The sequence below is a fragment of the Vibrio sp. RM-41-2B genome, from assembly GCF_024744415.1.
Taxonomy (GTDB): domain Bacteria; phylum Pseudomonadota; class Gammaproteobacteria; order Enterobacterales; family Vibrionaceae; genus Vibrio; species Vibrio diabolicus.
In genome coordinates, this window is record NZ_JAMQWD010000015.1 from 1 (window position 1) to 25,729 (window position 25,729).

19 protein-coding genes are annotated in these 25,729 nt (G+C 43.3%); 9 read left to right on the top strand and 10 right to left on the bottom strand.

Annotation, left to right across the window (positions count from 1 at the left end; all coding sequences use genetic code 11):
- Positions 1-238: 238 nt before the first annotated feature.
- From yciH to NB463_RS10305, 4 genes are all read right to left on the bottom strand, one after another.
- Positions 239-550 carry a stress response translation initiation inhibitor YciH gene (gene yciH, locus NB463_RS10290; protein WP_012842285.1) on the bottom strand — a complete coding sequence of 104 codons (312 nt, stop codon included), beginning with the start codon at positions 548-550 and terminating at the stop codon, positions 239-241.
- 1 nt (position 551) lies between these two features.
- The gene (locus NB463_RS10295; RefSeq protein WP_005395460.1) at positions 552-938 is read right to left on the bottom strand and encodes a DUF3319 domain-containing protein; all 387 of its coding nucleotides are present in this window, start codon (positions 936-938) and stop codon (positions 552-554) included.
- A 128-nt stretch (positions 939-1,066) separates the two neighbouring features.
- Positions 1,067-2,056: a D-alanine--D-alanine ligase gene (locus NB463_RS10300; RefSeq protein ID WP_258431146.1), complete on the bottom strand. Its 990-nt coding sequence runs from the start codon at positions 2,054-2,056 to the stop codon at positions 1,067-1,069.
- Between the two features lie 149 nt (positions 2,057-2,205).
- Positions 2,206-2,775 carry an SPOR domain-containing protein gene (locus NB463_RS10305; RefSeq protein WP_005390018.1) on the bottom strand — a complete coding sequence of 190 codons (570 nt, stop codon included), beginning with the start codon at positions 2,773-2,775 and terminating at the stop codon, positions 2,206-2,208.
- A gap of 236 nt (positions 2,776-3,011) precedes the next feature.
- On the opposite strand from NB463_RS10305, the gene NB463_RS10310 reads away from it, so the two are divergent.
- Positions 3,012-5,645 (top strand): bifunctional acetate--CoA ligase family protein/GNAT family N-acetyltransferase, encoded by a 2,634-nt coding sequence (locus NB463_RS10310; protein ID WP_085344749.1) that lies wholly within the window; start codon positions 3,012-3,014, stop codon positions 5,643-5,645.
- Positions 5,646-5,721: 76 nt separating this feature from the next.
- Here NB463_RS10310 and NB463_RS10315 read toward each other — a convergent pair whose 3' ends face one another.
- Positions 5,722-6,609, bottom strand: a complete 888-nt coding sequence (locus NB463_RS10315) for a LysR family transcriptional regulator (protein ID WP_005395465.1) — start codon at positions 6,607-6,609, stop codon at positions 5,722-5,724.
- Positions 6,610-6,841: 232 nt separating this feature from the next.
- Here NB463_RS10315 and NB463_RS10320 point away from each other — a divergent pair, with 232 nt between their 5' ends.
- Positions 6,842-8,923 (top strand): TonB-dependent hemoglobin/transferrin/lactoferrin family receptor, encoded by a 2,082-nt coding sequence (locus NB463_RS10320; protein WP_258431147.1) that lies wholly within the window; start codon positions 6,842-6,844, stop codon positions 8,921-8,923.
- A 335-nt stretch (positions 8,924-9,258) separates the two neighbouring features.
- Here NB463_RS10320 and galE read toward each other — a convergent pair whose 3' ends face one another.
- The gene (gene galE, locus NB463_RS10325; protein ID WP_258431148.1) at positions 9,259-10,275 is read right to left on the bottom strand and encodes a UDP-glucose 4-epimerase GalE; all 1,017 of its coding nucleotides are present in this window, start codon (positions 10,273-10,275) and stop codon (positions 9,259-9,261) included.
- A gap of 54 nt (positions 10,276-10,329) precedes the next feature.
- Positions 10,330-12,288, bottom strand: a complete 1,959-nt coding sequence (locus tag NB463_RS10330; protein ID WP_258431150.1) for a diguanylate cyclase domain-containing protein — start codon at positions 12,286-12,288, stop codon at positions 10,330-10,332.
- Positions 12,289-12,607: 319 nt separating this feature from the next.
- Between NB463_RS10330 and NB463_RS10335 the strand changes: the two genes are divergently transcribed.
- Genes NB463_RS10335 through NB463_RS10345 form a run of 3 tightly spaced genes read left to right on the top strand, consistent with a single transcriptional unit; the run spans position 12,608 to position 14,978 of the window.
- Positions 12,608-13,363 (top strand): 5-oxoprolinase subunit PxpA, encoded by a 756-nt coding sequence (locus NB463_RS10335; RefSeq protein WP_074190669.1) that lies wholly within the window; start codon positions 12,608-12,610, stop codon positions 13,361-13,363.
- The gene (locus NB463_RS10340) at positions 13,363-14,046 is read left to right on the top strand and encodes a 5-oxoprolinase subunit B family protein (protein WP_258431151.1); all 684 of its coding nucleotides are present in this window, start codon (positions 13,363-13,365) and stop codon (positions 14,044-14,046) included. Before NB463_RS10335 ends, NB463_RS10340 begins: the two co-directional genes overlap by 1 nt.
- Entirely contained in the window at positions 14,043-14,978 is a 936-nt protein-coding gene (locus NB463_RS10345) for a biotin-dependent carboxyltransferase family protein (RefSeq protein WP_258431152.1), read from the top strand. The genes NB463_RS10340 and NB463_RS10345 overlap by 4 nt, the downstream gene beginning before the upstream one ends.
- A gap of 27 nt (positions 14,979-15,005) precedes the next feature.
- Here the strand turns inward: NB463_RS10345 and NB463_RS10350 are convergent, their stop codons facing one another.
- The 3 genes from NB463_RS10350 to NB463_RS10360 form a co-directional block, all read right to left on the bottom strand.
- Complete coding sequence (locus NB463_RS10350; protein WP_053808418.1) at positions 15,006-16,445, bottom strand: FAD-dependent oxidoreductase; 1,440 nt, start codon at positions 16,443-16,445, stop codon at positions 15,006-15,008.
- Between the two features lie 353 nt (positions 16,446-16,798).
- A complete protein-coding gene (locus NB463_RS10355) occupies positions 16,799-19,255 on the bottom strand; it encodes an ABC transporter permease (RefSeq protein WP_258431153.1) in 2,457 nt (818 codons plus the stop codon).
- The gene (locus NB463_RS10360) at positions 19,255-19,947 is read right to left on the bottom strand and encodes an ABC transporter ATP-binding protein (RefSeq protein ID WP_005395482.1); all 693 of its coding nucleotides are present in this window, start codon (positions 19,945-19,947) and stop codon (positions 19,255-19,257) included. The genes NB463_RS10355 and NB463_RS10360 overlap by 1 nt, the downstream gene beginning before the upstream one ends.
- On the opposite strand from NB463_RS10360, the gene tesA reads away from it, so the two are divergent.
- The 4 genes from tesA (at position 19,946) to NB463_RS10380 (ending at position 25,648) form a co-directional block, all read left to right on the top strand.
- On the top strand, positions 19,946-20,548 hold the full coding sequence (tesA, locus tag NB463_RS10365) for a multifunctional acyl-CoA thioesterase I/protease I/lysophospholipase L1 (protein ID WP_005395483.1): 603 nt from the start codon (positions 19,946-19,948) through the stop codon (positions 20,546-20,548). The two genes, NB463_RS10360 and tesA, sit on opposite strands and share 2 nt — an antisense overlap.
- A gap of 82 nt (positions 20,549-20,630) precedes the next feature.
- Positions 20,631-21,830, top strand: a complete 1,200-nt coding sequence (gene fabV, locus NB463_RS10370; RefSeq protein ID WP_182033675.1) for an enoyl-ACP reductase FabV — start codon at positions 20,631-20,633, stop codon at positions 21,828-21,830.
- A gap of 180 nt (positions 21,831-22,010) precedes the next feature.
- Positions 22,011-23,921, top strand: a complete 1,911-nt coding sequence (locus tag NB463_RS10375; protein WP_053808423.1) for a bifunctional diguanylate cyclase/phosphodiesterase — start codon at positions 22,011-22,013, stop codon at positions 23,919-23,921.
- A gap of 71 nt (positions 23,922-23,992) precedes the next feature.
- On the top strand, positions 23,993-25,648 hold the full coding sequence (locus NB463_RS10380) for an ABC-ATPase domain-containing protein (protein ID WP_258431154.1): 1,656 nt from the start codon (positions 23,993-23,995) through the stop codon (positions 25,646-25,648).
- The last annotated feature ends 81 nt before the right edge of the window (positions 25,649-25,729 follow it).

The window sequence follows — 25,729 nt, forward strand, 5'->3', positions numbered from 1 at the left end:
ATATTATGTTAAATTGCATGTGCTCGTACGCCAAATGTTGCCAATGAGCACTATTCCCCTGTGAATTTGAAATTTAAAGCCTTTAATGTGAGTATTAAACATAATGGCTATTTACCATAAAATAGCTAATATCGATCTATCAATCTGCGATTGCTTGTTCTTCAATTAGCGTATTACTTACTAAAATAAAAAATGGCGTCTATTTTTAGACGCCATTCTGAGTTTTCCTTAATGTAAATTAGCCACCGGCTAATTTGACTGTCATGCCTTTCTTTTCAAGATGCGCTTTGATCTTGTCTCTAGCATCACCTTGAATTTCGATATTGCCATCTTTTACCGAGCCACCACAGCCGCAGACTTTTTTGAGTTCTGCAGCTAATAATTTTAAAGGTGCATCATCCAAGTCTAAACCTGTCACGATGCATACACCTTTACCTTTACGGCCTTTCGTTTGGCGCTGAATTCGTACAATACCGTCGCCTTTGGGGCGAGATGTTTTTTCTTCTTCCGGCTTAATTCGACCGGTTTCTGTTGAATATACCAGAGTCATTCTATTGTTTCTTTTGTTGTTGAGCTTGCATCGCTTTTTGCTTTGCAACTAAATAAGCTTCGATATGACGTTGAATAGCAGTTTTACTACCCTTAATCAGTTTACCATTAAACATACAGTACCAAGAGTTGGGCTGACCTGTATCATTTTGAATAGTATAACCGTTAAAGACTTCTGATTTTGCACCACCAACTTGCTGCGCTCTTTGTCCAAGCGCAGCAAACTCTTTGGGATCAATAATTGATGCGGTATCGCACCACCAATCAATGCTTTTCTTTACCGCCGTCAAACTGCCTTGTAAGACGTGGTTTTTGATTTTAACCTTCCAAATACTGCCATCTGGTCCGCCTGACTGCAGGTTAAAACCTCTATAGTTTGAAATCGCCATACCACTGAGTCATCTGTTTAATGCGTTGATATAATCATAATTGCTACTGAGCAATATTCAAATACGGCTTGAATAAACCTTGCTCTAGAAAACAATTTCTATCATAAAACGCGCCTCGATAACGTTAATCACTTTGCACTGTTTATACAATCTTCCAAGAACTCATGGAATTTGTGCCCGTTATTTTGAAGCATTTTAGGAAACATCGAGATAGGAGTCATACCTGGGAATGTGTTTACTTCGTTTAAGTAAACCTCATCATCTTCCGTTAAGAAAAAGTCGATACGAGACAAATGGCGAAGATTCATTTGCTTAAATACCCTTTCAGATGCGTGCTGAATTGCATCTAATTGTGCTTGGGTTAGATTCTTCGCTTCAACTTCGGTGAGCGAGTGACTTGAACTGCTGTACTTTTCATCGTACGAGTAAAAAGCACCGTCAGGTGCAATAACCTCGCCTGGTTTGGTTATGTGCAGCTGGCCATTCATCTCATATGCAGCAACTTCAAGCTCTCGTGGTTTTACTGATTTTTCAACCAACACTTGGTCAGAAAACCCAAACGCATCATTTACTGCATTGGAAAGTTTATCTTTTTCTATGACGCTGTAACATCCAACAGATGACCCTTGACGAGCGGCTTTGACAAAGACTTTTCCCCATTTTTCAAACGCTTTATGAGCTTGAGCATGAGCTTCTTCATCGTTGCGCGTTAAGAATAAGTAAGGCGTATTGGGAATGCCGATAGCGTCGTACCAAAGCTTAGATGTGATTTTATTGAAGCTATTGCTACTTGCTTCTGGCCCGCAACCAAGGTAAGGAATGCCTGCGATTTCAAACAGAGATTGAATATCACCTGTCTCGCCTGGAAAACCATGTATACAAGGCACAATGAAATCGATGGTTTGATTAGATTCACTTGAGCACAACTGCTTGGTATTGAGATCCAAGTAAACCAACTCACCTTGGTTGGTCATCCAACCTTCGTTTTTAATTTCTACGCGTGTAACGTGAACGTCTTCAAGAAGATTTAATTGTTGTTCGACAAAGTTTGCAGACAATAATGAAATCTCGTGCTCAGAAGAGCCGCCGCCGCATAGTAGAAGAATATTTTTAATCATGAATCAATCTTTCCGTGACCTACAAAAGATACTATTTATTATGATAAACCTTTGAAGTGTGACGTACAGTAATTTTAGTGTGAGGAATTTTGTTCGAGTAGGATTTGAACAAATAAATAAGGGAGCTATTCGCTCCCTTATTTGATGTGTTAGTTTAATTTGTTAAGCGTTGGGTAAGCTGAGTTTTTAATGGCGTCAATGCTTTTAACAAATGGTCTTAACTGCTGAAATTGAGCAGGCAAAGTCGAAATCGCTTGCTTGGCTTCCGCGCTTGTTGCGTAGTCTCCGTATAAAACTGAGAACCACTTAGTACCGTTGACGACTTTGTAGTTTTCCCAAATTGGCTGACCGTTCTGTGGCAGCTTATTTGCAAACTGATCGACTTTCGCTTGGCTACCCACAGCCGCGACTTGAATGGTATAGCCGAATCGTTGAATACCTGCTTGCTTTTTACTCGGTGGTACGATCTTAACTGGCTTCGCCTGCTCTTTTGGCGTTAGCTTGACTACTTTCTTCTCTTCAGGCTTTGCCGTCATTTTCACAACAGTTGGTTGTACGTCTTTTTCTACTACCGCGTTTTCAGACGCCATAATTGGCTTAGAGATACGATCTGATTTGTAGTCCTCTCGATAACTTTCAGAAGTTACGTCTGTGATGTAAGTTTCAGATGCACAAGCAGAAAGCAGGACTGACAAGCCGATGATTGCGATTTTTTTCATGAAGTAACAAATGCTCTGGATAAATATTACGATAAATCATGCCGATAGCAGGGCCGTTTATCAAGCATCAAATACAATAATCTGTGATTTTGATGTGATGAATAACACAAACTCCATAAGCATCGCCCACATTTTATGCAATGTCTGGTCTGAAGACGTTTTATCAATAAATTATTCGTTTATGATTGATATTAAACCGATAGGCAAACGTTACTTGCAAACGGCTAGGAGTCAGCATGAATAAACTACATAAACTCTTTAAACCCAACTCTGTGGCCGTTATTGGGGCATCTCAAAAAGCATTGCGAGCAGGACATGTAGTTATGCGCAACCTTCTACAAAGTGGGTTTGGTGGCGCGATTATGCCAGTAACGCCGCGATACAAAGCGGTATCCGGAGTTATAGCCTACCCTGATGTGGCTTCCCTACCCTATACGCCAGATATTGCGATTTTATGTACGAACGTTTCACGCAACGAGCAACTGCTTAAAGAGTTAGATGAGAGAGGCACACCGTTTGCGATTGTTATCTCTGATGACGCCCAGCCTTTAAATATTTCATCATTGAATATTCGAGTTTTAGGACCAAACAGCTTAGGTATTATCTTGCCTTGGCACAATTTTAACTGCACGTTTTCTCCTGTTGCGGCTAAGCCCGGAAAAATTGCGTTCATCTCACAATCTGCGGCGGTTTGTACCACAGTGTTAGACTGGGCAAATGATAAGAATATTGGCTTTTCTTCGTTCATTTCGATTGGACGCGGACAGGATATCGATTTTGCTGATTTGCTTGATTACTTAAGTATGGATGGGAATACGGAAGCTATTCTGCTTTATGTGGATAACATCCAAGATGCTCGACGATTTATGTCTGCTGCGCGAGCTGCTTCACGTAACCGCCGTATATTGGTATTAAAAGCTGGCCGCTCTAAAGAGATGAATACTTTCGAACAGCAAGATGGTGATACGCTTGATGTAATTTACGATTCTGCCATCCGTCGAACTGGTATGTTACGAGTCAGCAATACGCATGAGCTCTTCGCTGCGGTAGAAACACTCACGCATTCTGTTCCACTTCGTGGGGAGCGTTTAGCGATCGTCACCAATGGCGGCGGCCCTGCAGTTATGTCCGTTGATACTTTGATTGAACGTGGTGGCCAGCTCGCAACGCTTGATGACGCTGCCATTGAGCAATTACAAACAGTACTCCCGTCCAACTGGCGCGCTCGAAATCCGATTGATCTGTCTGGTGACGCAACAAAAAAACGCTACATTGACACCATTAACGCACTGATGAATAACGACTGTGCAGATGCGATCTTGATTATGCATAGTCCTTCAGCGGTTTCCGACCCTCTTGAAACTGCTCAAGCTGTTATTGAGGCGATCAAGGCTCACCCTCGGCATAAGCATTTTAATATCTTGACCAACTGGTCAGGAGAACAAACGTCGAGAGAGGCACGACTGGCATTTACTCAAGCTGGCATTCCAACCTATCGAACGCCGGAAAGTGCGGTTGTTGCATACATGCACTTGGTTGAGTATCGCCGAAACCAGAAGCAATTAATGGAAACGCCAACGACGGCTGAGCCATTGCACTCTGGAAGTGTGAGTTCTGCAAAAGAATGGGTAAATGAACGACTACTGGATAAAAACACAGTCACCTTGGATACGCATCAAACCAGCCCATTATTTAAGCTGTTCGGGTTTAATGTTCTGCCAACATGGATTGCATCTGACGAAATTGAAGCCGTGCATATGGCAGAAAATATCGGATACCCTGTTGCGGTTAAGTTGCGATCTCCAGACATTCCTCATAAATCGGATGTACACGGTGTCGCCCTGAATTTGAGAAACAGTCGAGAAGTTTCCAACGCAGCGCTATCCATTCTAGATACCGTAAAGCTAAGTTACCCTTCTGCCAATGTACACGGTCTGTTGGTGCAAGGTATGGCAAAGCTCGGCAGCGCTGAAGAACTAAGGATTAGCATTGCAGTAGATAAGGTCTTTGGACCTGTCATCTTGCTGGGTCAAGGCGGCTCGGAGTGGAATATCGCCCAAGATGCCGTCGCTGCACTTCCTCCTTTGAACATGACGCTTGCACGCTACCTTGTTGTTGTTGCTTTAAAGTCTGGAAAGATTCGCCTGCAGAAACACAAAGATGCGCTCGATATTAGTGAGTTGTCGAAATTCTTAGTTCGTATCTCCCAAATGGCGGTTGAGTTGCCAGAAATACAAAGACTGGATATCCATCCAGTGTTGGTGTCGGGAAGCGATTTAACTATCCTCGATGCGGACATCACACTGTGTAAATACGAGGGAGATGCGCAAAAACGTCTGGCGATTCGTCCTTTCCCGGCAGAATTTGTCGAAACTGTAACGCTTCGAGATGGCCAACCTATCCTGCTTCGCCCTATCCTGCCTGAAGATGAGCCGCTGCATGCTCAATTCATTAATAGCGTATCGAAAGAAGATCTGTATAAGCGTTTCTTTTCTGAGGTTGGTGAGTTCAACCATGAGGCTTTGGCAAACTTCACTCAAATCGACTATGACCGCGAAATGGCGTTTGTTGCTGTAGCGTTTAATACCGACGGACCGTCTATCATAGGCGTAGCCCGCGCATTGATTACACCAGATAATAGTGATGCTGAGTTTGCTATTTTGGTTCGTTCAGATTTGAAAGGAAAAGGCTTAGGTAAAGTGCTGATGCAGAAAATTATCAGCTATTGCAAGATTAAAGGCACAAAGCAAATGTCTGGAATGACCATGCCTACAAACAGAGGGATGTTGATGTTAGCTCAAAATCTGGGATTTGAAGTCGATGTTCAGTTTGCCGATGGTACGGCAGATATGGTGCTCCCTTTAAATTGAAAAATAAAGCATTAGCGATAACTTTACTTCTTAGATTCGATAAGCAATGGGAACCTAAGAAGTAAAAGTTACGTTGTTACTTTAGTTTCCAATTCTTTTTCAAGTATTGAATACACCAGGATTTCGCCTCACCCATGGTATTTCGGCGCCATGCTAAGATAATATCCATCGGCTGCTCTTCTGTACCTTCGATTCGCTTCAATACGCCACTATCAATCAAAGGTTGTGCAATTTGGCTTGGTAACGTACCAATGCCTAAACCTGCAGTGAGCGCATCTACTTTTGCCGTAAAGTTGGTGACGGTCAAGCGAGGCTGTTTTTGAATGATATTAATTGAGAGCGCAGGTTGTTCGCGTGCAGTGTCTGCAATGGCAATGATCCGGTACTTTTCTCGCGCCGCCTCATCAAACTTACCACTACGCTTGTGAACATAGTGATCAGCTGCCGCTACCCAAAACATGCTCATTTTACCAATTTTTTCTGATTTGACTTCTTGAGGAAGTGTATCCAGTGATGGGCAAATCAGTAAATCCGCTCTACCTGTATTCAGCGATTCCCAGCTACCAGCCAAGATCTCTTCTTGCAGTCTGACTCGTGTTGAGCTGACTTCAGCCAATGCATCAACCATAGGGAAGAAATTGGATATAGGAATAATGCCATCAAAGGCAATGGTAATATCCAGTTCCCAGCCATTCGCCAATAACGTTGCATCATTCACTAACTTTTCACTGGCTTGTAAAATGGCTCGTCCTCTTTCAAGGATGAGCTTTCCTGCTTCAGTAAAATGGGCTTTGTGGCCAGAGCGGTCGAAGATAATGATGTCTAAGTCTTGCTCGAGTTTCTGGATCTGATAGCTCAGTGATGACGGGGCTCTATCTAACTCATTCGCAGCAGCTGCAAAACTCCCTCTTCGGTCAATGGCATCCAGAATATGGAGCGCTTCTAACGTAATTGGACTCTGCACATGGCCTCTCTTAATGTGATTTTTGTCACATTGATTGTATTTGGATGATCTTATCAATAACTAACATTAAACAATATAACACACTGATAACTAAAGACTAGAAATGCTCATAACCTAAGAGTTCTACTCAAGATAAAACCACAAATGACAATGGTAATGATAGTAATTATTATTTAGATCCATTAATATCCCGTTTGTTGTTACCTATTATGGATCTAAGGTATTGAAGCCAATGTATAAAAAAACCATTTTGTCAGCCTCTATTCTGATTGCACTATCCCAAGGTGCCTACGCTGAAGATCATTCAACCTTCAATGAAGTGGTCGTGACTGCGACTCGTACTAATAGCCAAATCGAAGACACTGCTGCTTCTGTTGCGATCGTTACTGATAAGAACATCGAAGAAAGCATGGTCACTGGCTTAGATGATCTCTTTGAGTACACGCCAGGAGTCACGGTTAAGACAAACTCTCGCCAAGGTGTCCAGAGTATCAATATCCGTGGCATCGAAGGCAATCGAATTAAAGTTCTTGTGGACGGCGTATCTCAAGGTAACCAGTTCGAATCAGGGAATACGTTCATTAACTCTGCTCGCGTTAACGTTGATACCGACCTAATAAAAGCGGTTGAAATTGTAAAAGGTGCAGCATCGTCTCTACATGGTTCTGACGCAATTGGTGGCATTGTTGCATTTGAAACCAAAGATCCGGCTGATTTCCTTAAGGGTCGTAACTTTGGTGGTCATGCGAAGTTCAACTACTCTTCCGAAGACAATACATTCAGTGAATCTGTGGCATTAGCGCACAAAACTGGCGATTTGGAATCTTTACTTGCTTATACGCGTCGCGACGGCAATGAACTGGATAACTTTGGAGATCTAGCAGATGCAGATACAGAAGCGAACAACTTACTGGTTAAGCTTCAGTACCAACTCAATGATGCACATCGTGTTGAGTTCAATGGGAATTATATTCGCAACAAAGGCAACGGAAAGCAGTCTTACAACGGTTATACTAATGCAACAAGTGAAGATGTAACAGAACAATATCAAGTTGGTATAAAACATATTTGGGAGATGCAAACGGCCGTAGCGGACTCCCTTACCTGGCAACTAGATTGGCTTAGCAAAGAAGAAAACGGCATTACTGATCGTGTTAAAGGTCAGAATAACCAACGTAAAGACTACACCTACGAGGATGAAGGCTACCAGTTTGATTCTCAGTTCGACAAATATCTCATGCTTGGTAGTACAGAGCATTACTTTGTGTACGGTGCATCCTTCAGTGATAAAGACATCAAGAATGTTAACAAAGAGTACAACAGTGCAAGCGCAAACAAAGAAATTTTCTATATCCCTTCTGCGAGCGAGCGTCGTTACGGGCTCTTTTTACAAGACGAAATTACGGTAGGTAACTTTACGATTACCCCGGGCGTACGGTGGGATGCATTTGAAACCGATCCAGGTGACACAAGCAGCAACCCAAGTGGTAACGCGGCTAGCGACTACAAAAAGTTTTCTGATTCTGCATTTACAGGCCGCTTAGGTTCTGTTTATAAGCTTAATGAACAACATCGTTTATTCGCACAAATCAGCCAAGGTTTCCGTGCTCCAAATTTCCAAGAGTTGTACTACTCCTTCGGCAACCCAATGCATGGCTACATTTTTAAGCCAAATCCTGATTTAAAAGCAGAAGACAGCATTTCGTACGAATTTGGTTGGCGACATAATAATGACATTTCTAGCAGTGAAGTGTCAGTTTTCTACAGCGATTACGACAACTTCATCGAGAGTAAAACCGTCTCTGGCACTTGGACACCAGTGACTGACCCTGCGATTCTGCAGTACGTAAATATTGGCAAAGCGACAATTAAAGGTATTGAGTTTTCAAACCAACTTTCGTGGAACAAGTTCATGCCAATCGAAGGCTTTAGCTCTCGTGTAGCAGCGGCATATACGGAAGGTGAAGATGGAAACAATAATCCACTAAACAGTGTTAACCCTTGGAATCTTGTCGCTGGTTTAAATTACGATTCAGAACAAAACTGGGGAACCAAGTTAACCATTAACTACACCGCTTCTAAAGATAAAAGCGACATAAATGACGATAAAGTGTTGCCTATCTCCGCAGCTACGGTTGTAGATATCACCGCGTACTACAAACCTATTAAAGACCTTACGTTGCGAGCAGGTCTGTTCAACGTGACAGATGAAGAGTACTACAATTGGAATGATGTTCGTGACCTTCAGACAGAAAACAAAGATCTGACTCAAGCTGGGCGGAACTGGTCAATTACAGCTAAATACGAGTTCTAAAGCCTCCGAAAACACAAAAGCCAGCTTAATGCTGGCTTTTTTATGGCTTTCATTTCAAAAATGTAAAGAAAAGTATGAAAAATGAAAGTTTACTGTTTTGCCATCTCTTTTTTCACCATTACTGCTGCTGCAATGATAAAAGTGATGATCAGACCGAGTTCCATGAACTACCCCAATAGCTATGAGAAAATTTATAACCCAAATTAAGAGTCGGACATAGTTTAACAGCTCTATGTAGACTTGCTACCTTTTAACCAGTAATTTACGATTTTTTCCGATTTGGATCAAAAAAGACGCAATTATGCGTCTTTTTGTTATTATTATGTAAATCAAGATTAGGCGTCTGGGTAACCTTGAGGGTTGTTAGATTGCCAACGCCATGTATCACCAGTCATTTCTTCTAGAGTGCGAGACGCTTTCCAACCTAACTCATTCATTGCTTTTGATGGATCAGCCCAGCACTCCGCAATATCGCCTGGACGACGTTCAACAAGTTGGTATGGAACATCTTTACCACTTGCGGTTTCAAAGGCTTTCACCATTTCAAGCACACTGTAGCCATTGCCAGTGCCAAGGTTGTAGACATGAAGCCCAGCTTTGTTACCTACTTTTTCCAAAGCAGCGACGTGACCATCGGATAAGTCCATCACATGAATGTAGTCACGCACGCCGGTGCCATCTTTCGTTGGGTAGTCGCTACCGAATACAGAGAGGAACTCTCGGCGGCCCACCGCAACTTGAGAAACAAACGGCATTAGGTTATTTGGAATACCTTGAGGATCTTCACCTAACTCACCAGTTGGATGTGAACCTACAGGGTTAAAGTAACGAAGAAGTGTGATGCTCCAATCTGGATTCGCTTTTTGGAAGTCCGTTAAACATTCTTCCACCATTAATTTACTGCGTCCATAAGGGTTAGTTGCGCTAGTTGGAAAGTCTTCTGTGATTGGAACAGAAGCAGGATCGCCATAGACAGTTGCTGAGGAGCTAAATACCAACGATTTAACTCCAACTTCGCGCATTGCATCAGCCAATACCAAAGTGCCATTCACATTGTTGTCATAATACTCTAGAGGTTTTGCTACGGACTCACCGACGGCCTTTAAACCTGCAAAATGGATAACCGCTTCTATATCGTGCGATTTTAGAACCTCTACCATTGTCGATTTATCTCTGATATCGGCTTGGATGAAGGTTGGCTTTACGCCACATACCTTTTCAATGCGCTCTAAGACCGTAGACTTACTGTTGTACAGGTTATCTAGAATCACTGGCGTCATACCAGCTTCGATCATTTGAATACATGTATGGCTACCAATATAGCCCATACCACCCGTAACAAGTACTTTCATTTTATCATTCCTTCTGACGCGAATGGGTTTAGTTTAAAGCTTTGACGTTACGATTTAAACTGTCTCCTGCAATTCGCATCCCATTAATATTGCTTGGCCTTTTCCGGCTTTTTTAGCTTGATACATTGCAGTATCTGCACTTTTTAACACTCGAGTGGCATCTCGCTCATTAACACCGACCAATTTTACGCCGATGCTAACGCCAACCTTGAGCGAGTTACCTTTGTACTCGATTGGTGTGCATACGCTTTCGAGCAGTTGTTCTGCAATGCGGGTGACGACTTTTTGGTTGGCAGGGTTAACCAACATGACAAATTCATCCCCCGAAAGTCTTGCGATTAAATCACTATGTCGAGTCGCAGATGTTAGACGCTCGGCTACTTTTTTCAGAACTTCATCACCTGCGTCATGGCCATAGGTATCATTAACCTCTTTAAAACCATCGAGATCGAGGTAAAGCACCGCAAATTCGTCACGTAAGTATCCCGACCGTTGTACTAATTCTTCCAACTCTAAATGGAACGTGGAGCGATTCGCTAACCCCGTTAGTGCATCGTGATGAGCTAAGTACTCAAGTCGTTCCATCTCTTTTGCACCAGAAAGATCGGTAAGAACAATGACTAGGTCGTAGAACCCATGGTCTTCACATTTAACGATACGATTAACCCTTGCAAACATCGGCACAAACTGGCAAAGATGGTTCTGCTCAATAACTTCCCCTTGCCATACCCCGTAGTTTTCTATCGATTCAATGATGCTAGGCATCATTTCCTGCAACTTGCGCCACTTAAGTGTTTGGATAAATGACTTCCCAATAAGCTGATCCATCTCTAGTCCAACTAACTTAGTGACCGCAGGGTTAGCCATTGTGATAACACCTCGATGATTAAGAACGATGAGGCCATCTTGGCTGCTCTCAAAAACACGCCCTGCAACACGCTGCCTGCTCATGGCCTCTTCAATTTCGGTGATATCTTGAATCGAGAACAATAAGTATCCATGTGTGGACAAACGACGACTGGTTAAACTCAATTGCTGTTCGTTGTCTGCATTTTTGAGGTGAATATCATCGCATTCTAACCCCCTACTTAGGATTTGGCTCAGCTCATTCGGTGTTTTCGTTTTAATTAGATCACGGATATTGGCATGCTCAAGTTCCTCTGACTTTTTTTGAAATATCTGCCGAGTCGCAGTATTACAGTAAATAACACGCCCGAAGTTGTCGGTAATAACTAATGCATGTTGAATAGATTCAATGACTTCTTCTGAAAACGCCCGCTTTTGTTCTAACATTTCTAATGAATGTTGCCGCTGTTTCTCGCGTGTTGTTAACTTGTTCATCATTTGATTGAAGGAATGTGCGAGTTCTCCAATTTCATCCTTGGAGTAATAGCGAACTTGAGTATCCGTATTTTGTCCGTGTGTCACACTCTCTATCGTATGACTCAGTTCTATAACAGGTTTGAGAACAAGCCTATCGATACTTATGTAAAAGATAGTGCCACCAGCGAACAGCAACAGAAGAAGTACAGCACCATCTCGAAGTAAAGATTGTTGGGCTTCTATGATTGGACGATGGGAAAGCGTAACCCTCATACTGCCAATGACACGACCATCGTGAATAATTGGCTCTAGAACATAAAGAAATTTGGCTGATAAGGCATAACCTAGCGCGTGTAACTTGCTTCTTTCAGTTTGATTAGGGACGGGAGCTGATACCCCACTTCCTTCAAGAACAACGAAAGGCTGATCATCTTGGTCGTAAAGTTTAACCCGCGTAACATTCGGCTGGTTTAAAAAGTTGATGAGAGTAGTTTGAGCTTTTTGCTTGTTCTTTGTCGTTAGCGCATCTTTAATTGAGAAAGAAACATTGTTAATCAACTTTCTCGTTTGTTCGACCAACTCATGCTTAGACGATTGGTATGCAGTATACGAGGTATAACCTTTTGAGATAACAAAGATAGCCGTTATAAAGACCAAAATTGGCCAAATAAGCTTTGCTCGTAATGACATATGTATTCCTGTCGCAGACAACCACTAAAAATGACAGAAGCGTTGTTATGCAATCTATTACCCATTAAGGGCGACAAGATTAACACGATGACAATGCAAAATAACCTTAAATTCTCAAAAATTGGATGGAAAAGGAACGAAATACCTTAAAATTCGGATCAACTCAAATAACGGCAACATCTTTATGGACTAAAGTGATCTTTTTCGTCAGCCATCAGATCATAAACCTCGCTTTCATGATAGAAGAATGAAGTGAGTCACTGAACCTAGATGCATTTTCCTGCATCGTGAACCCATTGCTTGTGTAGAAATAAAACGTATGACATTGAATAAACAGCAACTTACATTGAACTGTGACATGGGTGAGAGCTTTGGCTCTTGGATTATGGGGGCAGACGAAGATGTTATGCCTCATGTTGATATGGCAAACATCGCGTGCGGTTTTCATGCTTCCGATCCTAATGTCATGCACGACACTATCACTCTCGCCAACGACAACGATGTTGATATTGGAGCACACCCGGGCTACGCCGACCTCCAAGGCTTCGGCAGGCGCAGTATAAACATGACGGGTGATGAAATTACTAACATGGTTATATACCAAGTAGGCGCTTTACAGGCACTTTGTCGGGCTCAATACACAGATATCAGCTATATAAAGCCTCATGGCGCGTTATACAACGACATGATGAAAAGTGATGCGATATTTAGAGCAGTCGTAAAGGCGGCAGCTTTATTCAAAGTGCCGTTAATGATTTTAGCGTCACAGGAAAACGAAAAATACTTAGAAATCGCAGATGACTATGACGTTCCCTTGCTGTTTGAAGCATTTGCAGACCGCTTGTATCAAGATGACGGATTACTTACACCTAGGACACAGCCTGATGCCGTGTTAAAGAATGAGCATGCGATACTTGAGCAAGTCCGTACGTTAGCAGACTCTGGGCGTGTCAAAACCGCTTCTGGCGGCTACATTTTACTGGAAGCCGATACGATTTGTGTTCATGGTGACAATGAAGAGTCGATCGCGCTGATCCAAAAGATCCGTCAAAGCCTATACGCGGGAGGAAATTAATGCATAAAGAGAAATTTAGTATCTCTTTGCTCTCTGAGTGCAGTATTTTCATTAAGTTTGACGAGAATATCTCTGAAAATGCGGTCGGAGAACTTGCTCGAAACATCAAAGACACTTTAGCGTCAATCATTATGAACGTGGTCCCCTCCTATCAAACCATCCTGATTGATTACTTGCCTTTTCGAATCAATGAAAAAGATTTAGTGCATAAACTGCATCAAATGATCAGTCAGTTTGATACTCAATCGCTCAGCCTTGTTCAACCTAACCACATCACTATTCCCGTATACTACTCCGAAGAAACCGCGCTAGATTTGCCCCGCTTTCAAGATCGTGGACTATCATTAGACGCGCTCATTTCCTTACATACTCAAGCCGAGTATGCGGTTTCAGCGATTGGTTTTGCTCCAGGTTTTGCATTCCTCTCCGATGTCGATACTCAATTACATATGCCAAGGTTAGCTACACCAAGAACGCGAGTACCAGCCGGAAGCGTGGGAATCGCAGACTCTAAAACGGCCGTCTATCCATCAGATAGTCCTGGCGGATGGAACATTATCGGTAGAAGCCCGCTTCCCCTTTTCTCTGATACGCCACCTTTTATACCGTTTGAAGTAGGTGATAAGGTCACGTTTAATGCCATTTCCAAACAAAAGTTTATCGAGTTAGGAGGTGTTCTATGAGTTACGCTGGATTGCTGGTGGAAAAGTCAGGGCCACTTTCTTTGATTCAAGACTTTGGTCGTTTTGGATTAGCGCATATTGGCGTGACTCAAGGTGGCCCCGTAGATGATTACGCCTACAGTTGGGCAAACCATTTACTTGGTAACGTAGTCAATTGTGCTGCGATTGAAATTACTTTGGGTAACGCTTGCTTTGTCGCACTACATAACTGCCATCTTGCAATATGTGGTGGTGATTTGAATGCAAAAGTAGATGGTGAGCCTATCTCAAATTGGTCTGACTTTACGTTGAAGAAGGGGCAGAAGTTGCAGTTCGGAGTCGCAAAAAATGGACTTCGATCCTATCTTGCGGTTAAAGGTGGGTTCGATATTGCTCAGCACTTAGGAAGTGCCTCTACAGTTACGAGAGAATCTCTTGGTGGTTATGACTCAAATGGTGGCGCTTTAAAAGCAGGCGATATTCTTCCCTTTTTTCCTCATAACTTACCGAAACACAAACCAAGGCTGATGACGTTTCGCTTTAAGCCGGATTACAACTTACCTATCAAGCTGAGAGTGATTGAAGGCTATCAAAATGAGGACTTTGATGAAGACGCTCGCCAAGCCTTTTATAGCAACGCATTCACCATATCCCCTGATTCAAATCGTATGGGCTATCGTCTTGAAGGAAACAAAATCAAACCGCCTTACGAAGGCGTACTGTCGGAAGGAATTGCGCTAGGATCGATTCAAGTTCCTAACGATGGTAATCCCATTGTGTTGCTCAACGATCACCAAACCATCGGTGGCTATCCTAAGTTTGGCTGTGTAGCACGTACTGACCTGCCAAGGCTGGCACAGGCGAAACCCGGGCAAAAAGTCAATTTTGTGAAAGGAGATAGACAAGGCTTGCAAGAAGTATGGTGCCAATGGGCTCAGTTTTTTGGATATTAATACAACCTCTGAGCCCATACGTAACTGTTATGCAGGCATCCCATAACGCTCTGCTAACGCTTGCGGATAATCTCGCTCTTGCGTGAGTTTAATCGCGTACTGTTCAATTTCTTGTTCAGACCAATGCACAGCGACAGGATGTTGGGATTCCACATTTTGGTTAGGTTCAATATCAAACCAGAACTGAAGCATTTTTTGCGCTGCAAGTAGTGTTGATGACGCTTTTACCACTTCTATCCGCGCGTAATGGTTGTCTTCAAAGGTCACATCGGCTGCCCTGAGTACCGGATCCGTTCCAGGAATTTGCTGGGCACCAAACAGGGCTTTTCCCCCTTTGATAGCAGAATGATAGTCGGGAATGAACTGCGCCATGTGTTTGATAGCATTATTGGTTCGTTCTTCTAAGACTTCTTCTCGCCAACCGTTACGTATCTTTGAGAGTAAAGGAACTGGCAGTTCAGGCTGAGCTGAGAACGGTGTACTCTCAACTAAGCCATCTTCAAATAGCGTAATGCCTTTCGTCATGCCGTGAAGCTGAAAATAACCATCACCATAAGGGGTCAGTTGAGCCATTCCTTTATCAGTTCCACGCGGTCCATGGAAAATAACTTCTGGCCAAAGTTGTTGGCAGTCTGCCCACTTGGTTACGTAAGCGGCTTTAAACTCAACTAACCTATCACGCTTGGCACCGATGGTATTGTCAATGGATCCTGTTTCAAAACCACATGCATTGACCAAGTAGTCACATGTCATAAGATAATCAATGCCATCTCGTTCGTAACCAAGTTGCCAGTGATTACCCATCCAGTCCGCTTGTTTGAGCGTTGCTTGTGTGCATACTGAGGCGTTTGGCAGAGCGTTCAACGTTAAATTGGCAATTGCGGCAAGGCGAAAAACACTCCAGCCATATTCCTGAACCGCCACAACTGGGTACTTTAGCGCTTCTAGATCAGCATGTTGAGCAAAAGGAATACACCACTCATCAAAGGTTGCAGGGTGACTTGGTTGAGTGCGTTGTGCGAGTGCTTCTAGATCCTCTTTTGAATACAATTTGTAGTATTCGCTTGGCTCGCCGAGCACTTTGTTGCTTTGATCTTTATCAACGAGCGTTTGATACGCATTTTTCACCACCTCTAGTCGAGGAATAAGTGCGGATGGGTCTCCACCATCAGAATAAGGGACTGCAATGATCGTCGGGCGAATATTCAGTGAAAGCGGATATAGGCGAACGGTATCAATGGATTGTGCTAACAAATCTAAACATTGTTGCTCAGAAATCTCTCGATATAAGTTGCCACCTGCATGTAAATGGCAAATGGGCGGACCATTTACCAGTGATACGCCCTTCTCTATTACGGAAACTTTAAAACCCAGCTCCGCAAAATGAATTGCTGCTGTTGCACCTGCGACACCGCCACCAACAACAGCGATGTGCTTATCTTTGTAATTTGGAAACTCAGACTTCATTGCTTCACTAAAAATTTTATAAGGAAAATTCTTTACTAACGGTGGATTCTACTCGTGTTTGGGCTTGATTAAAATCACAAAAAGTTCATGGGTTTGCGAAATATCCAACTGCGCCTTTATGGTGCGTTAAAGTAGAAAAAAATTGCAAAAAAAGTACTTGACGACATGGTTAGGAAGACACTTTTTTATGCCTATGTGAATAACAATTTCACTGTAAGACCCATGGCGCAAAGCCTGCAGAAACACCCCACTTTTTACCCCATTTAGTTATCCCAAAAGTTATCCACTGTTTTTGTGGATAACTAAAATAAAAGTGTCATGGAGTGTTCCACATTTAATAACATTTGCAGTGATTAAGTGTTTACTGGCGTTAACAATCTTTTCAACAAACTCATTACGACAAGTGCCAACGTAACAAATGTTGCCAGTGGTAAAGCTATCCACAATTCGGGGTGAATTTGTGCGTTTAGGTCGAAGCCATATATCATTACCGCGGCAACACAAACTTCGGCAGCGAATACCGCGACACCGCTAGCTATCAACGCCATAATGCCGTATTCGGCCCACAGAGTTGTATTGATCCGTTTTTTACTTGAACCTAATGTGCGATACAAACGGATCTCCTGCTGACGTTGGGATAAGCTTAATCTCAATAGCGTAAAGATAAGTAGCAACCCCGCAACCACGCCTAAAAGAGCAAGAATAGTGATTGCAGATACGATTTGTTGAATCAAATCCTGGATTTTTTCGCCCATGGTACGAATATCTAAAACAGATACCGTTGGGTGAGATCGAGACATAGACGTTAATAGTGCTTCGTTCCCTTCATCAATTCTATAACTGATGAGATAAGAACCCGGTAGATTAGCCATAACGTCGGATGAGAAAATAAAGTAAAAGTTAGGCTTCATATCACGCCATTCAACATAACGAATGGTATCTACTACCGCATCGTAGTTCTGGCTATTAATAACAAAGCGCAGTTTGTCACCAAGTTCGATGCCCAAGTCATTTGCTACATCGGCTTCTACGGAGACACTCCCTTTATTTGTCCATTCACCCGCAAGCACATCATTATACTCTGGCAGGCTGTTTCCCCACGTAAGGTTCAATTCACGACGTATTGCGTCAGAGCCTTCTCCTTCGTATTCAATCTCTTTGACGTTTTGACCATTAATCTCTGTCAATCGACCACGAATAATTGGATAAGCTTGTGACCGTGTAACCCCATTTTTATCTAAGGTTTCTAGGTAGCTATCGAGTTCGTAATCACCAATATTTAATGCGAAGACATTTGGCGCGTCTGCAGGTAAAGTTCTCTCCCAATCCGCGAGAATATCGCTGCGCACAAGCCAGATAATAGATAGCAGCATTAAAGACAACGCCAAAGCACCAAACTGCAGGCCACTGGTTACTGGCGTGCGGTTGATACGACTCAACGCAAGCTTCATGGCAGGTTGTGTTGAAATACGCGCAAACAATTTTGTGAGTGCGACGCTCACTGCAGCAAGCACAATAAAAAGTACTGCAATACCAATAAGAACAATCCAAACTAAGGTATTATCAGCATAAAGCAAAAGTAATGGAACAACGGGGACTAGAACGAGCAACATTCGCTTCCAAGAACGTTGTACTTTGCCCTGCTGTAGCACTTCTAAGGCTGGAGTTTTAATCAAACCCAACAATGGTATGCCAAGGGCAGGAACGGTAATCAGAACCGCTGAGATAAACGACACCAAATATGGAGTGACGCCGTAACTAGGTAGTGGCTCGGGTAATAAGTCTTTGAGTGGAATGCGCAACAAGTACTCCAGCCCACTTCCCAACAATAACCCAACGACACTGGCGCTAATGAGCAGGATTGTGACTTGAATAAACAGCCATTTTTCAATCCATCGTCGACTTGCGCCAAGGCTTTTTAGCATCGCAATGGTTTGTGTTCGACTATTCACATAGTTTTGGCAAGTAAGAACCAATGTTGTCGCTGCCATAATGATGACAATCGCAACAGTTAGAGACAAATACTGCGTCGTTCGTTCAAAAACCTCATTGCTACGACTGGCAGTATCTTGCGTGCGCCATCGATCACTAGGAGAAAGAACAGTATCTTCTTGCAGGCCTTTTAGCGTTTTATCATCGGCTTGTAAAAACAGACGGTATTGAACTCGACTCCCAACTTGAATCGCTCCCGTTTTCTCAACGTCTTTTTGATGAATGTATGCAGAAGGCATTTGCTGAAATGGGTTAAAGCTTAATCCAGGTTCCATCAGCACTGCACCTGAAACCGTAAAATCGGCATCGCCTATAGTGACGCTGTCACCCGACTTGACGTCTAGTTGAGCCATAATCCGCTCATCAAGCCAGAGTTGGTTCTTTTTAACGCGACCAGATGGGTTGTTGTCTAGTACCAATTCTCCCATTAAAGGGTAATTGTCGTCCACTGCCCTTACAGAAATCAACTGCATACCATTGTCGCTAAATGCCATCGTGGCAAATCGTGTCATCGTCGAACGTTCTAGGTTTTCAGTCGAGGATAACAACGTGTCAGGTATAGGATTAGCAGACACAAACACCGCATCCGCTGTCAATGCATCCTTCCCCTGTTTGACGATCACCTGCTCCATTCGCTCCGCTAATGCAGAAAGCGCAAAGATGCTCGCAATCACAAGAATAAGAGCGACGCTAATAGGCCAAAGGTTCCCCTGTCTTATTTCGCCGAAACTCCAACGTATTAGGCTTTTGTTTGACGAGTGTTTTATTGCACTGCTTCTTTCTGTCGATGTTGCTTCGCTTGATGATACTGCAGACATTACACCTCCTCCTTAAGCTCACCCGCCTCCATACGATAAATACGGTCACATCGACTTGCTAGATGACCATCGTGTGTAACTAATATCAGCGTTGTTCCATGCTGCTCATTAAGATCGAATAGCAGCTCAATCACTTTGTCTGCGGTTTGATGGTCAAGATTGCCGGTAGGCTCGTCTGCGAACAACAGTTCAGGCTGTGTCATAAAGGCACGTGCTAGCGCGACACGTTGTTGTTCACCACCAGATAATTGACTTGGAAGATGATCGACACGTTTTTCCAATCCAACAGCGGTTAATAATTCGGCGGCTCTTGCTTCATCTTCGGCTTCACCACGTAAAAGACAAGGAAGCGTGACATTGCGTAATGCACTCAAGCTCGGGATTAATAAGAAACTTTGGAAAACAAAACCTAGAGAGTCAGCTCGAATTTTTGCGCGAGCTTCATCGTCAAGTTTTGATAACTCATGACCCAACAAGGTAATTTCACCTGATGTTGGTGTATCAAGGCCAGCTAACAACGTCATCAACGTTGACTTACCCGCACCGGAAGTACCGACGATGGCGATTTTCTCTCCTTTCCTGATGTCAACATTTACATCTTTGAGGATTGTTAATTGCTCTTGATTAGTAGAGACTTGTTTAGAAACCAAATTGGCTTGAACAATAGGTGCATTAAGTACAGGTGTTTGCATGATTCGTATACTTTCCTTAGTTCTATTTTTTTGTTTTTCCGCTACTGCACATGCGAGCGAAAAGCTACTTGTCTTAGGTGATAGCCTGAGCGCGGGCTATCAGATGCCGATCGAAAAGAGTTGGCCTAGCTTACTCCCTGATGCGTTGTCAGAACATGGTCAAGATGTAACAGTTATTAATGCCAGCATTTCTGGCGATACTACAGGCAACGGCTTAGCTCGATTACCGCAGCTGCTAACCCAGCACAGCCCTGATATGGTGCTCATTGAGTTAGGTGCCAACGATGGCCTAAGAGGTTTCCCTCCTAAACTTATTACGTCGAATCTCTCAAAAATGATTACCATGATAAAAGATTCAGGTGCGGACGTTGTCATGATGCAAATTCGAGTGCCACCTAATTATGGTAAGCGCTATAGCGATATGTTTTACGATATCTACCCTAAGCTTGCACAACATCAACAAGTTACCTTGATGCCATTCTTCTTGGAGCATGTGGTCATCAAACCCGAGTGGATGATGGATGATGGCCTTCACCCAAAGCCTGATGCACAGCCTTGGATTGCTGACTTTGTTGCTCAAGAATTAATTAAACATCTCTAATTTTAATGGTCTAGCTCAATAAGTTTTACTTAACTTTACGTTAATCTATTTTCAATTCCACTCATCGAGGATAGATAACAACATGCGAATAGACCCTTTAATTCAAGGTGTTGTTGCTCGCTCTGCTCACCCATACGGGTGTCATGCATCCATTAAAGAGCAAATTGAATACGTAAAACACGCCCCGCAGATCAAAAGCGGTCCAAAACGGGTTTTGATTATTGGTGCTTCCTCTGGTTTCGGGTTAGCGGCTCGTATTGCCCTCACCTTCGGAGGTGCTAAAGCTGATACCATTGGTGTCTCCTTCGAGCGCGGACCTTCAGATAAAGGCGTTGGAAGTGCGGGTTGGTATAACAACATCTTTTTTAAACAAGAAGCAAATCACGCGGGGCGTACCGCCATCAATATTGTTGGTGACGCATTCTCTGACTCTGTCCGCAATCAAGTGATTGAAGCCATTGAAACGTACTTTGAAGGTGAAGTTGATTTAGTCATCTATAGCTTAGCGACGGGTGTTCGACCTAAACCAGAGTCTGATGAGTTTTGGCGCAGTGTCATTAAGCCTATTGGTGAGTCTGTCACTGGCGCTTCAATTATGCTGGAGAACGATCAGTGGGTTGAAACCACTTTAACTCCCGCAACAGAAGAAGAGGCCGAAGCCACTATCAAAGTGATGGGCGGTGAAGACTGGGAAAGCTGGATTGATACACTGATTAATAACGACTCGATTGCACAAGGCTGCAAAACCATCGCGTTTTCTTACATGGGACCAGACGTTACGCACCCTATCTATCTCGATGGTACGTTAGGTCGAGCGAAAATCGATTTACACCAAACAAGTCACTCGTTGAATCTAAAACTTGCCAACTTTGACGGCGGTGCTTACGCAACAGTGTGTAAGGCGTTGGTGACGAAAGCCAGTGTGTTCATTCCTGCGCTAAGTCCCTACCTTTTAGCACTGTATCGAGTGATGAAGGAAAAAGGTACTCACGAACGTTGTATTGAACAAATGCAGCGACTGTTTACCACTAAATTGTACGATCAAGATAAAGTGCCTGTTGACGGCGAACGCTTAATCCGAATAGACGACTTAGAGCTTGACCCGCAAGTACAACAAGAAGTCCATGCTCTTTTAGAGCAAATGAACGCGAATAACTTTAAAGAGATTGGTGATTACCAAGGCTTTAAAGATGAGTTTATGAAGCTAAATGGCTTTAACTTTGAAGACGTCGACTATTCGCAAGACATTTCTATTGAGTCGCTAAAATCGCTTAAACCTTAATGCTTGTTATCTGTTTCAAGTATGAGATATGTGATAACTATTCCTAGTCCTGAACACTTTTCAGGACTTTTTTTTGTTTCAAGCCCCAGCCACCCTATACTTAATTAAAAACCGAGAACAAGATAGAGCAGTCTACATTTTAAATTCACAGGAAGTGAAACCACGTAAAGGATGACCTATATGGGGAGATTGCAAACATTAGATTATGAAATCCCTGAGTCTATGCAAAAAAGTTGGCAGGAAATCGTCAACTTACTGGCTCAAATAACGCACGTACCCACCACATTAATCATGCGTATCCATCCAGATCGTATTGAAGTCAACACATCTAGTGAAACTCAAGGTAACCCCTATCGTACCGGCGATGCTGAACTACTCGGGAACGGTTTGTACTGTGAGCATGTCATTGAGCATAAGAGCGAACTCATGGTTCCTAATGCGCTCGAGGATGAAGAATGGTGCAATAACCCTGACATCAAACTAGGAATGATATCTTATTGCGGTTTACCGTTATTCTGGCCAAACGGAGAGACGTTTGGAACCATCTGCATGCTTGATTCCAAGAAGAATGAATACAGCGACACTTACCGCCAATTGCTCGGAACTTTCAAAGACTCAATCGAAGCGCAGCTCTCCGTCGTGTATCAGCAACACAAGCTCCAGCGTCTTAATAATGAACTCAAAAATCGAGTTGAGAACCGTACTACGGACTTAGCGCAGTTGAGTTACTCCCTAACAAAAGAGATTGATCGTCGTAAGGCCGCAGAAAAACAAGTGAGCTACCAAAAAACACACGATCAGGGAACCGGATTCTTAAACCGCGCAGCACTTGAAAGTGTTGTCGGAGAAACGCTCGGAACGTTGGATCATAGCCAGCAATCACTGCTCGTGATAAACATTGGCTTTAGTAATGCTCGCAGTATCCAAACCCGATATGGCTTTGAGGCCTTTGACGAGATATTAAAGGAATTTCGGTATCGCCTTGGTAAACGAGAATCGAGTTATTTTGTTACCGGGAGGCCGAGCTCGAATGACCTTGTATTACTCATTTGGGGCAACGATATTGATATGAAATTGCGTAAGCTACTGGATGATATCACCAATATTGGCTTGGGAAGCTTTTATATAAAAGACACAGAGGTTCACCTCAACTCTTATATTGGTGTTGTACAAGCCCACCAAACCAGCAATGCCAAACAACTTCTTCAAAATGCATGCTATGCCATGCTGCTGTGTAAAGAGTCTGGCGAAGCGTATAGTTATTTTTGTGAAAGTCATTCGAATGAGCTAAACAACCACAATCAATTGGAAAGCTACTTATTGCAAGCGGTAAGAAATGACGACCTGATGCTGTACTTTCAGCCCAAAGTTCATCCCCATACTCACAAATGGATTGGCGCAGAAGCATTGCTGCGCTGGAGACACCCAATACTGGGAGACGTCTCTAACGAAGCATTAATACATATGGCCGAACAAAACGGACTTATTTTTGAAGTTGGCTCTTTTGTTCTTCGTACCGCGATAGACAAAGCTAAACAGTGGTCGGAGTTAATTGATAATTTCAAAATTGCCGTTAACGTATCTCCAATTCAATTACAAAACGTGAACTTTGCGGAGCAAGTGCAACACCTACTCGAATCCTTTCACTTACCAGCACATTTTCTCGAGCTCGAGGTGACCGAGAGCGCTTTAATTGCCGATGAAATCGTAGCACGCACAACGCTAAACAAATTGCACGAACTAGGTGTGACGTTGTCACTAGATGACTTCGGTACAGGGTACGCCTCTTTCAGCTATTTGAAGAAATACCCATTTGATGCCATCAAGATTGATAAGAGCTTTGTCCAGCAAATGGAAAAGTCGGACGATGATCGTGCGATCATTTGCTCTATCATACACATAGCTAAAAAACTGGACCTCCAAGTGGTTATTGAGGGCATTGAATCCCCCCAACAAGAGCAGTTTCTTATTGGTGAGGGTTGTGATATTGGGCAAGGCTTTCTCTATGGTAAACCGATGCCTTGTAATGAATTTGAGCAAAGTTTGTTTAATCAGCGTCTTTCAGGCGGACAATACGCCTACTCTTCCTAAGCATTCTCTTTACTAAGGTGGCGGTGGTTTCTATAATCGCCGCCCGCTTCTATTAAAAGGCCAATATCTTCATGGATCAGTTGACTGCCACGCTTAAGAAAATTGAAAAGCAGAACTACCGCGCTTATCAGCAAATCAAAGGTCAATACGACTTCACTGATTTCACTTTGTTCATCGATCACGTACAAGGAGATCCGTATGCTTCCGCGTCACGTTTTCGTGCAACTCGCGCCTGGTCCTTGACTGGTCTGGAATGGTTAAAAGACGAGTCCCCTGCTTTTCAACGAGCAGCACGTGACTTTATTGCGCGCAGTTTTGAGCAGTTTGCTAAACAAGAAAACTCCGTATCCATTTCATTGAATGGCCAAACTGTGTTGGATAGCACCGCAGTATTGTTTACCGAGGAAGGTATTGAACTGCGTTTTCGAGTTAACTTGCCTGCTGAAGGTCGTTCAGTGTTGGGGAAAAAAGCCAACAACATACTGACTTTCCATTTGCCTAAGTTTATCCGTCGAGCGACCTTAGAACGTGAACTCGACAAAGCAGCATTGATTGAGCATTGCCAAGTTGTTGAAGACCAAGATGCCCTGCGTGCACAGTTGGAAGCCAATAACCTAGTTGCGTTTGTCGCAAATGGCAGCATTCTTCCTCGAATTGCTGGCAACTGTGATCTCCCAATGAAAGAGGCGGTTGAGTTCAAGGCCCCTGAATCGCTGCAAGTGACTTTACATGCACCAAACAAAGGCCATGTCACGGGATTAGGGATTCCAAAGGGCATTACGCTAATCGTTGGTGGCGGTTTCCACGGTAAATCTACCTTACTGAATGCGATTGAGCGTTCGATTTACGATCATATTCCAGGAGATGGTCGTGAATACATCGTAGCTGATGACAAGGCAATGAAGATCCGCGCCGAAGATGGTCGATGCGTGCATCATTTGAACCTGTCGAATTACATCAACCATTTGCCAATGGGTAAAGATACTGCGGATTTTTCGACTCAAGATGCATCAGGCTCAACATCACAAGCCGCTTGGCTTCAAGAGTCTATTGAAGCGGGTGCGAGCACGTTATTGATTGATGAAGACACCTCTGCGACGAACTTCATGATTCGAGATGAACGTATGCAGGCATTGGTGGCAAAAGGTGATGAACCAATTACCCCTCTTGTCGATCGCATTGGTCAATTGCGAGATGATCTCGATATCTCTACCATTATCGTTATGGGTGGTTCAGGCGACTACTTAGACGTTGCCGACACAGTCATTCAGATGCACGACTACCAAGCGGTTGATGTGACAGAAAAAGCGAAAGAAGTGATCGCTCAGCACCCTACTCAACGTCATAACGAATCGGAAGAAAGTTTACAAACCTTCCCGCCTCGCGCCCTGAGTCGCGTTGCTTTGATGAATATTCTCACTGACGGTAAATTCCGTGTGAATGCGAAAGGCAAAGAGTCACTTCGATTTGGCAAAGAGTTTACTGACCTTAGCGCTTTGGAACAGATTGAGTCCGCTGATGAAGTCAACACGATTGGCTGGTTATGGTTCCAAATCGCTCAGCTTCCAGGCTGGTGTAATCATCCAGCGAAAGAAATTGAAGAAATGCTGTCTGGTGAGTGGCATGCATCGCTTCCTAAGCAAGGGGACTTAGCCAAACCACGCACACTAGACGTAATGGCTGCGCTTAATCGCATGAGAAAATCTCAGTTTAAGCCTTCATGCTAGTTTTGATACGCTGATTGAGACAATCCAATGAAAAAAGGCAGCTAATAGTTAGCTGCCTTCCTTTATCTTTATTCATACCGA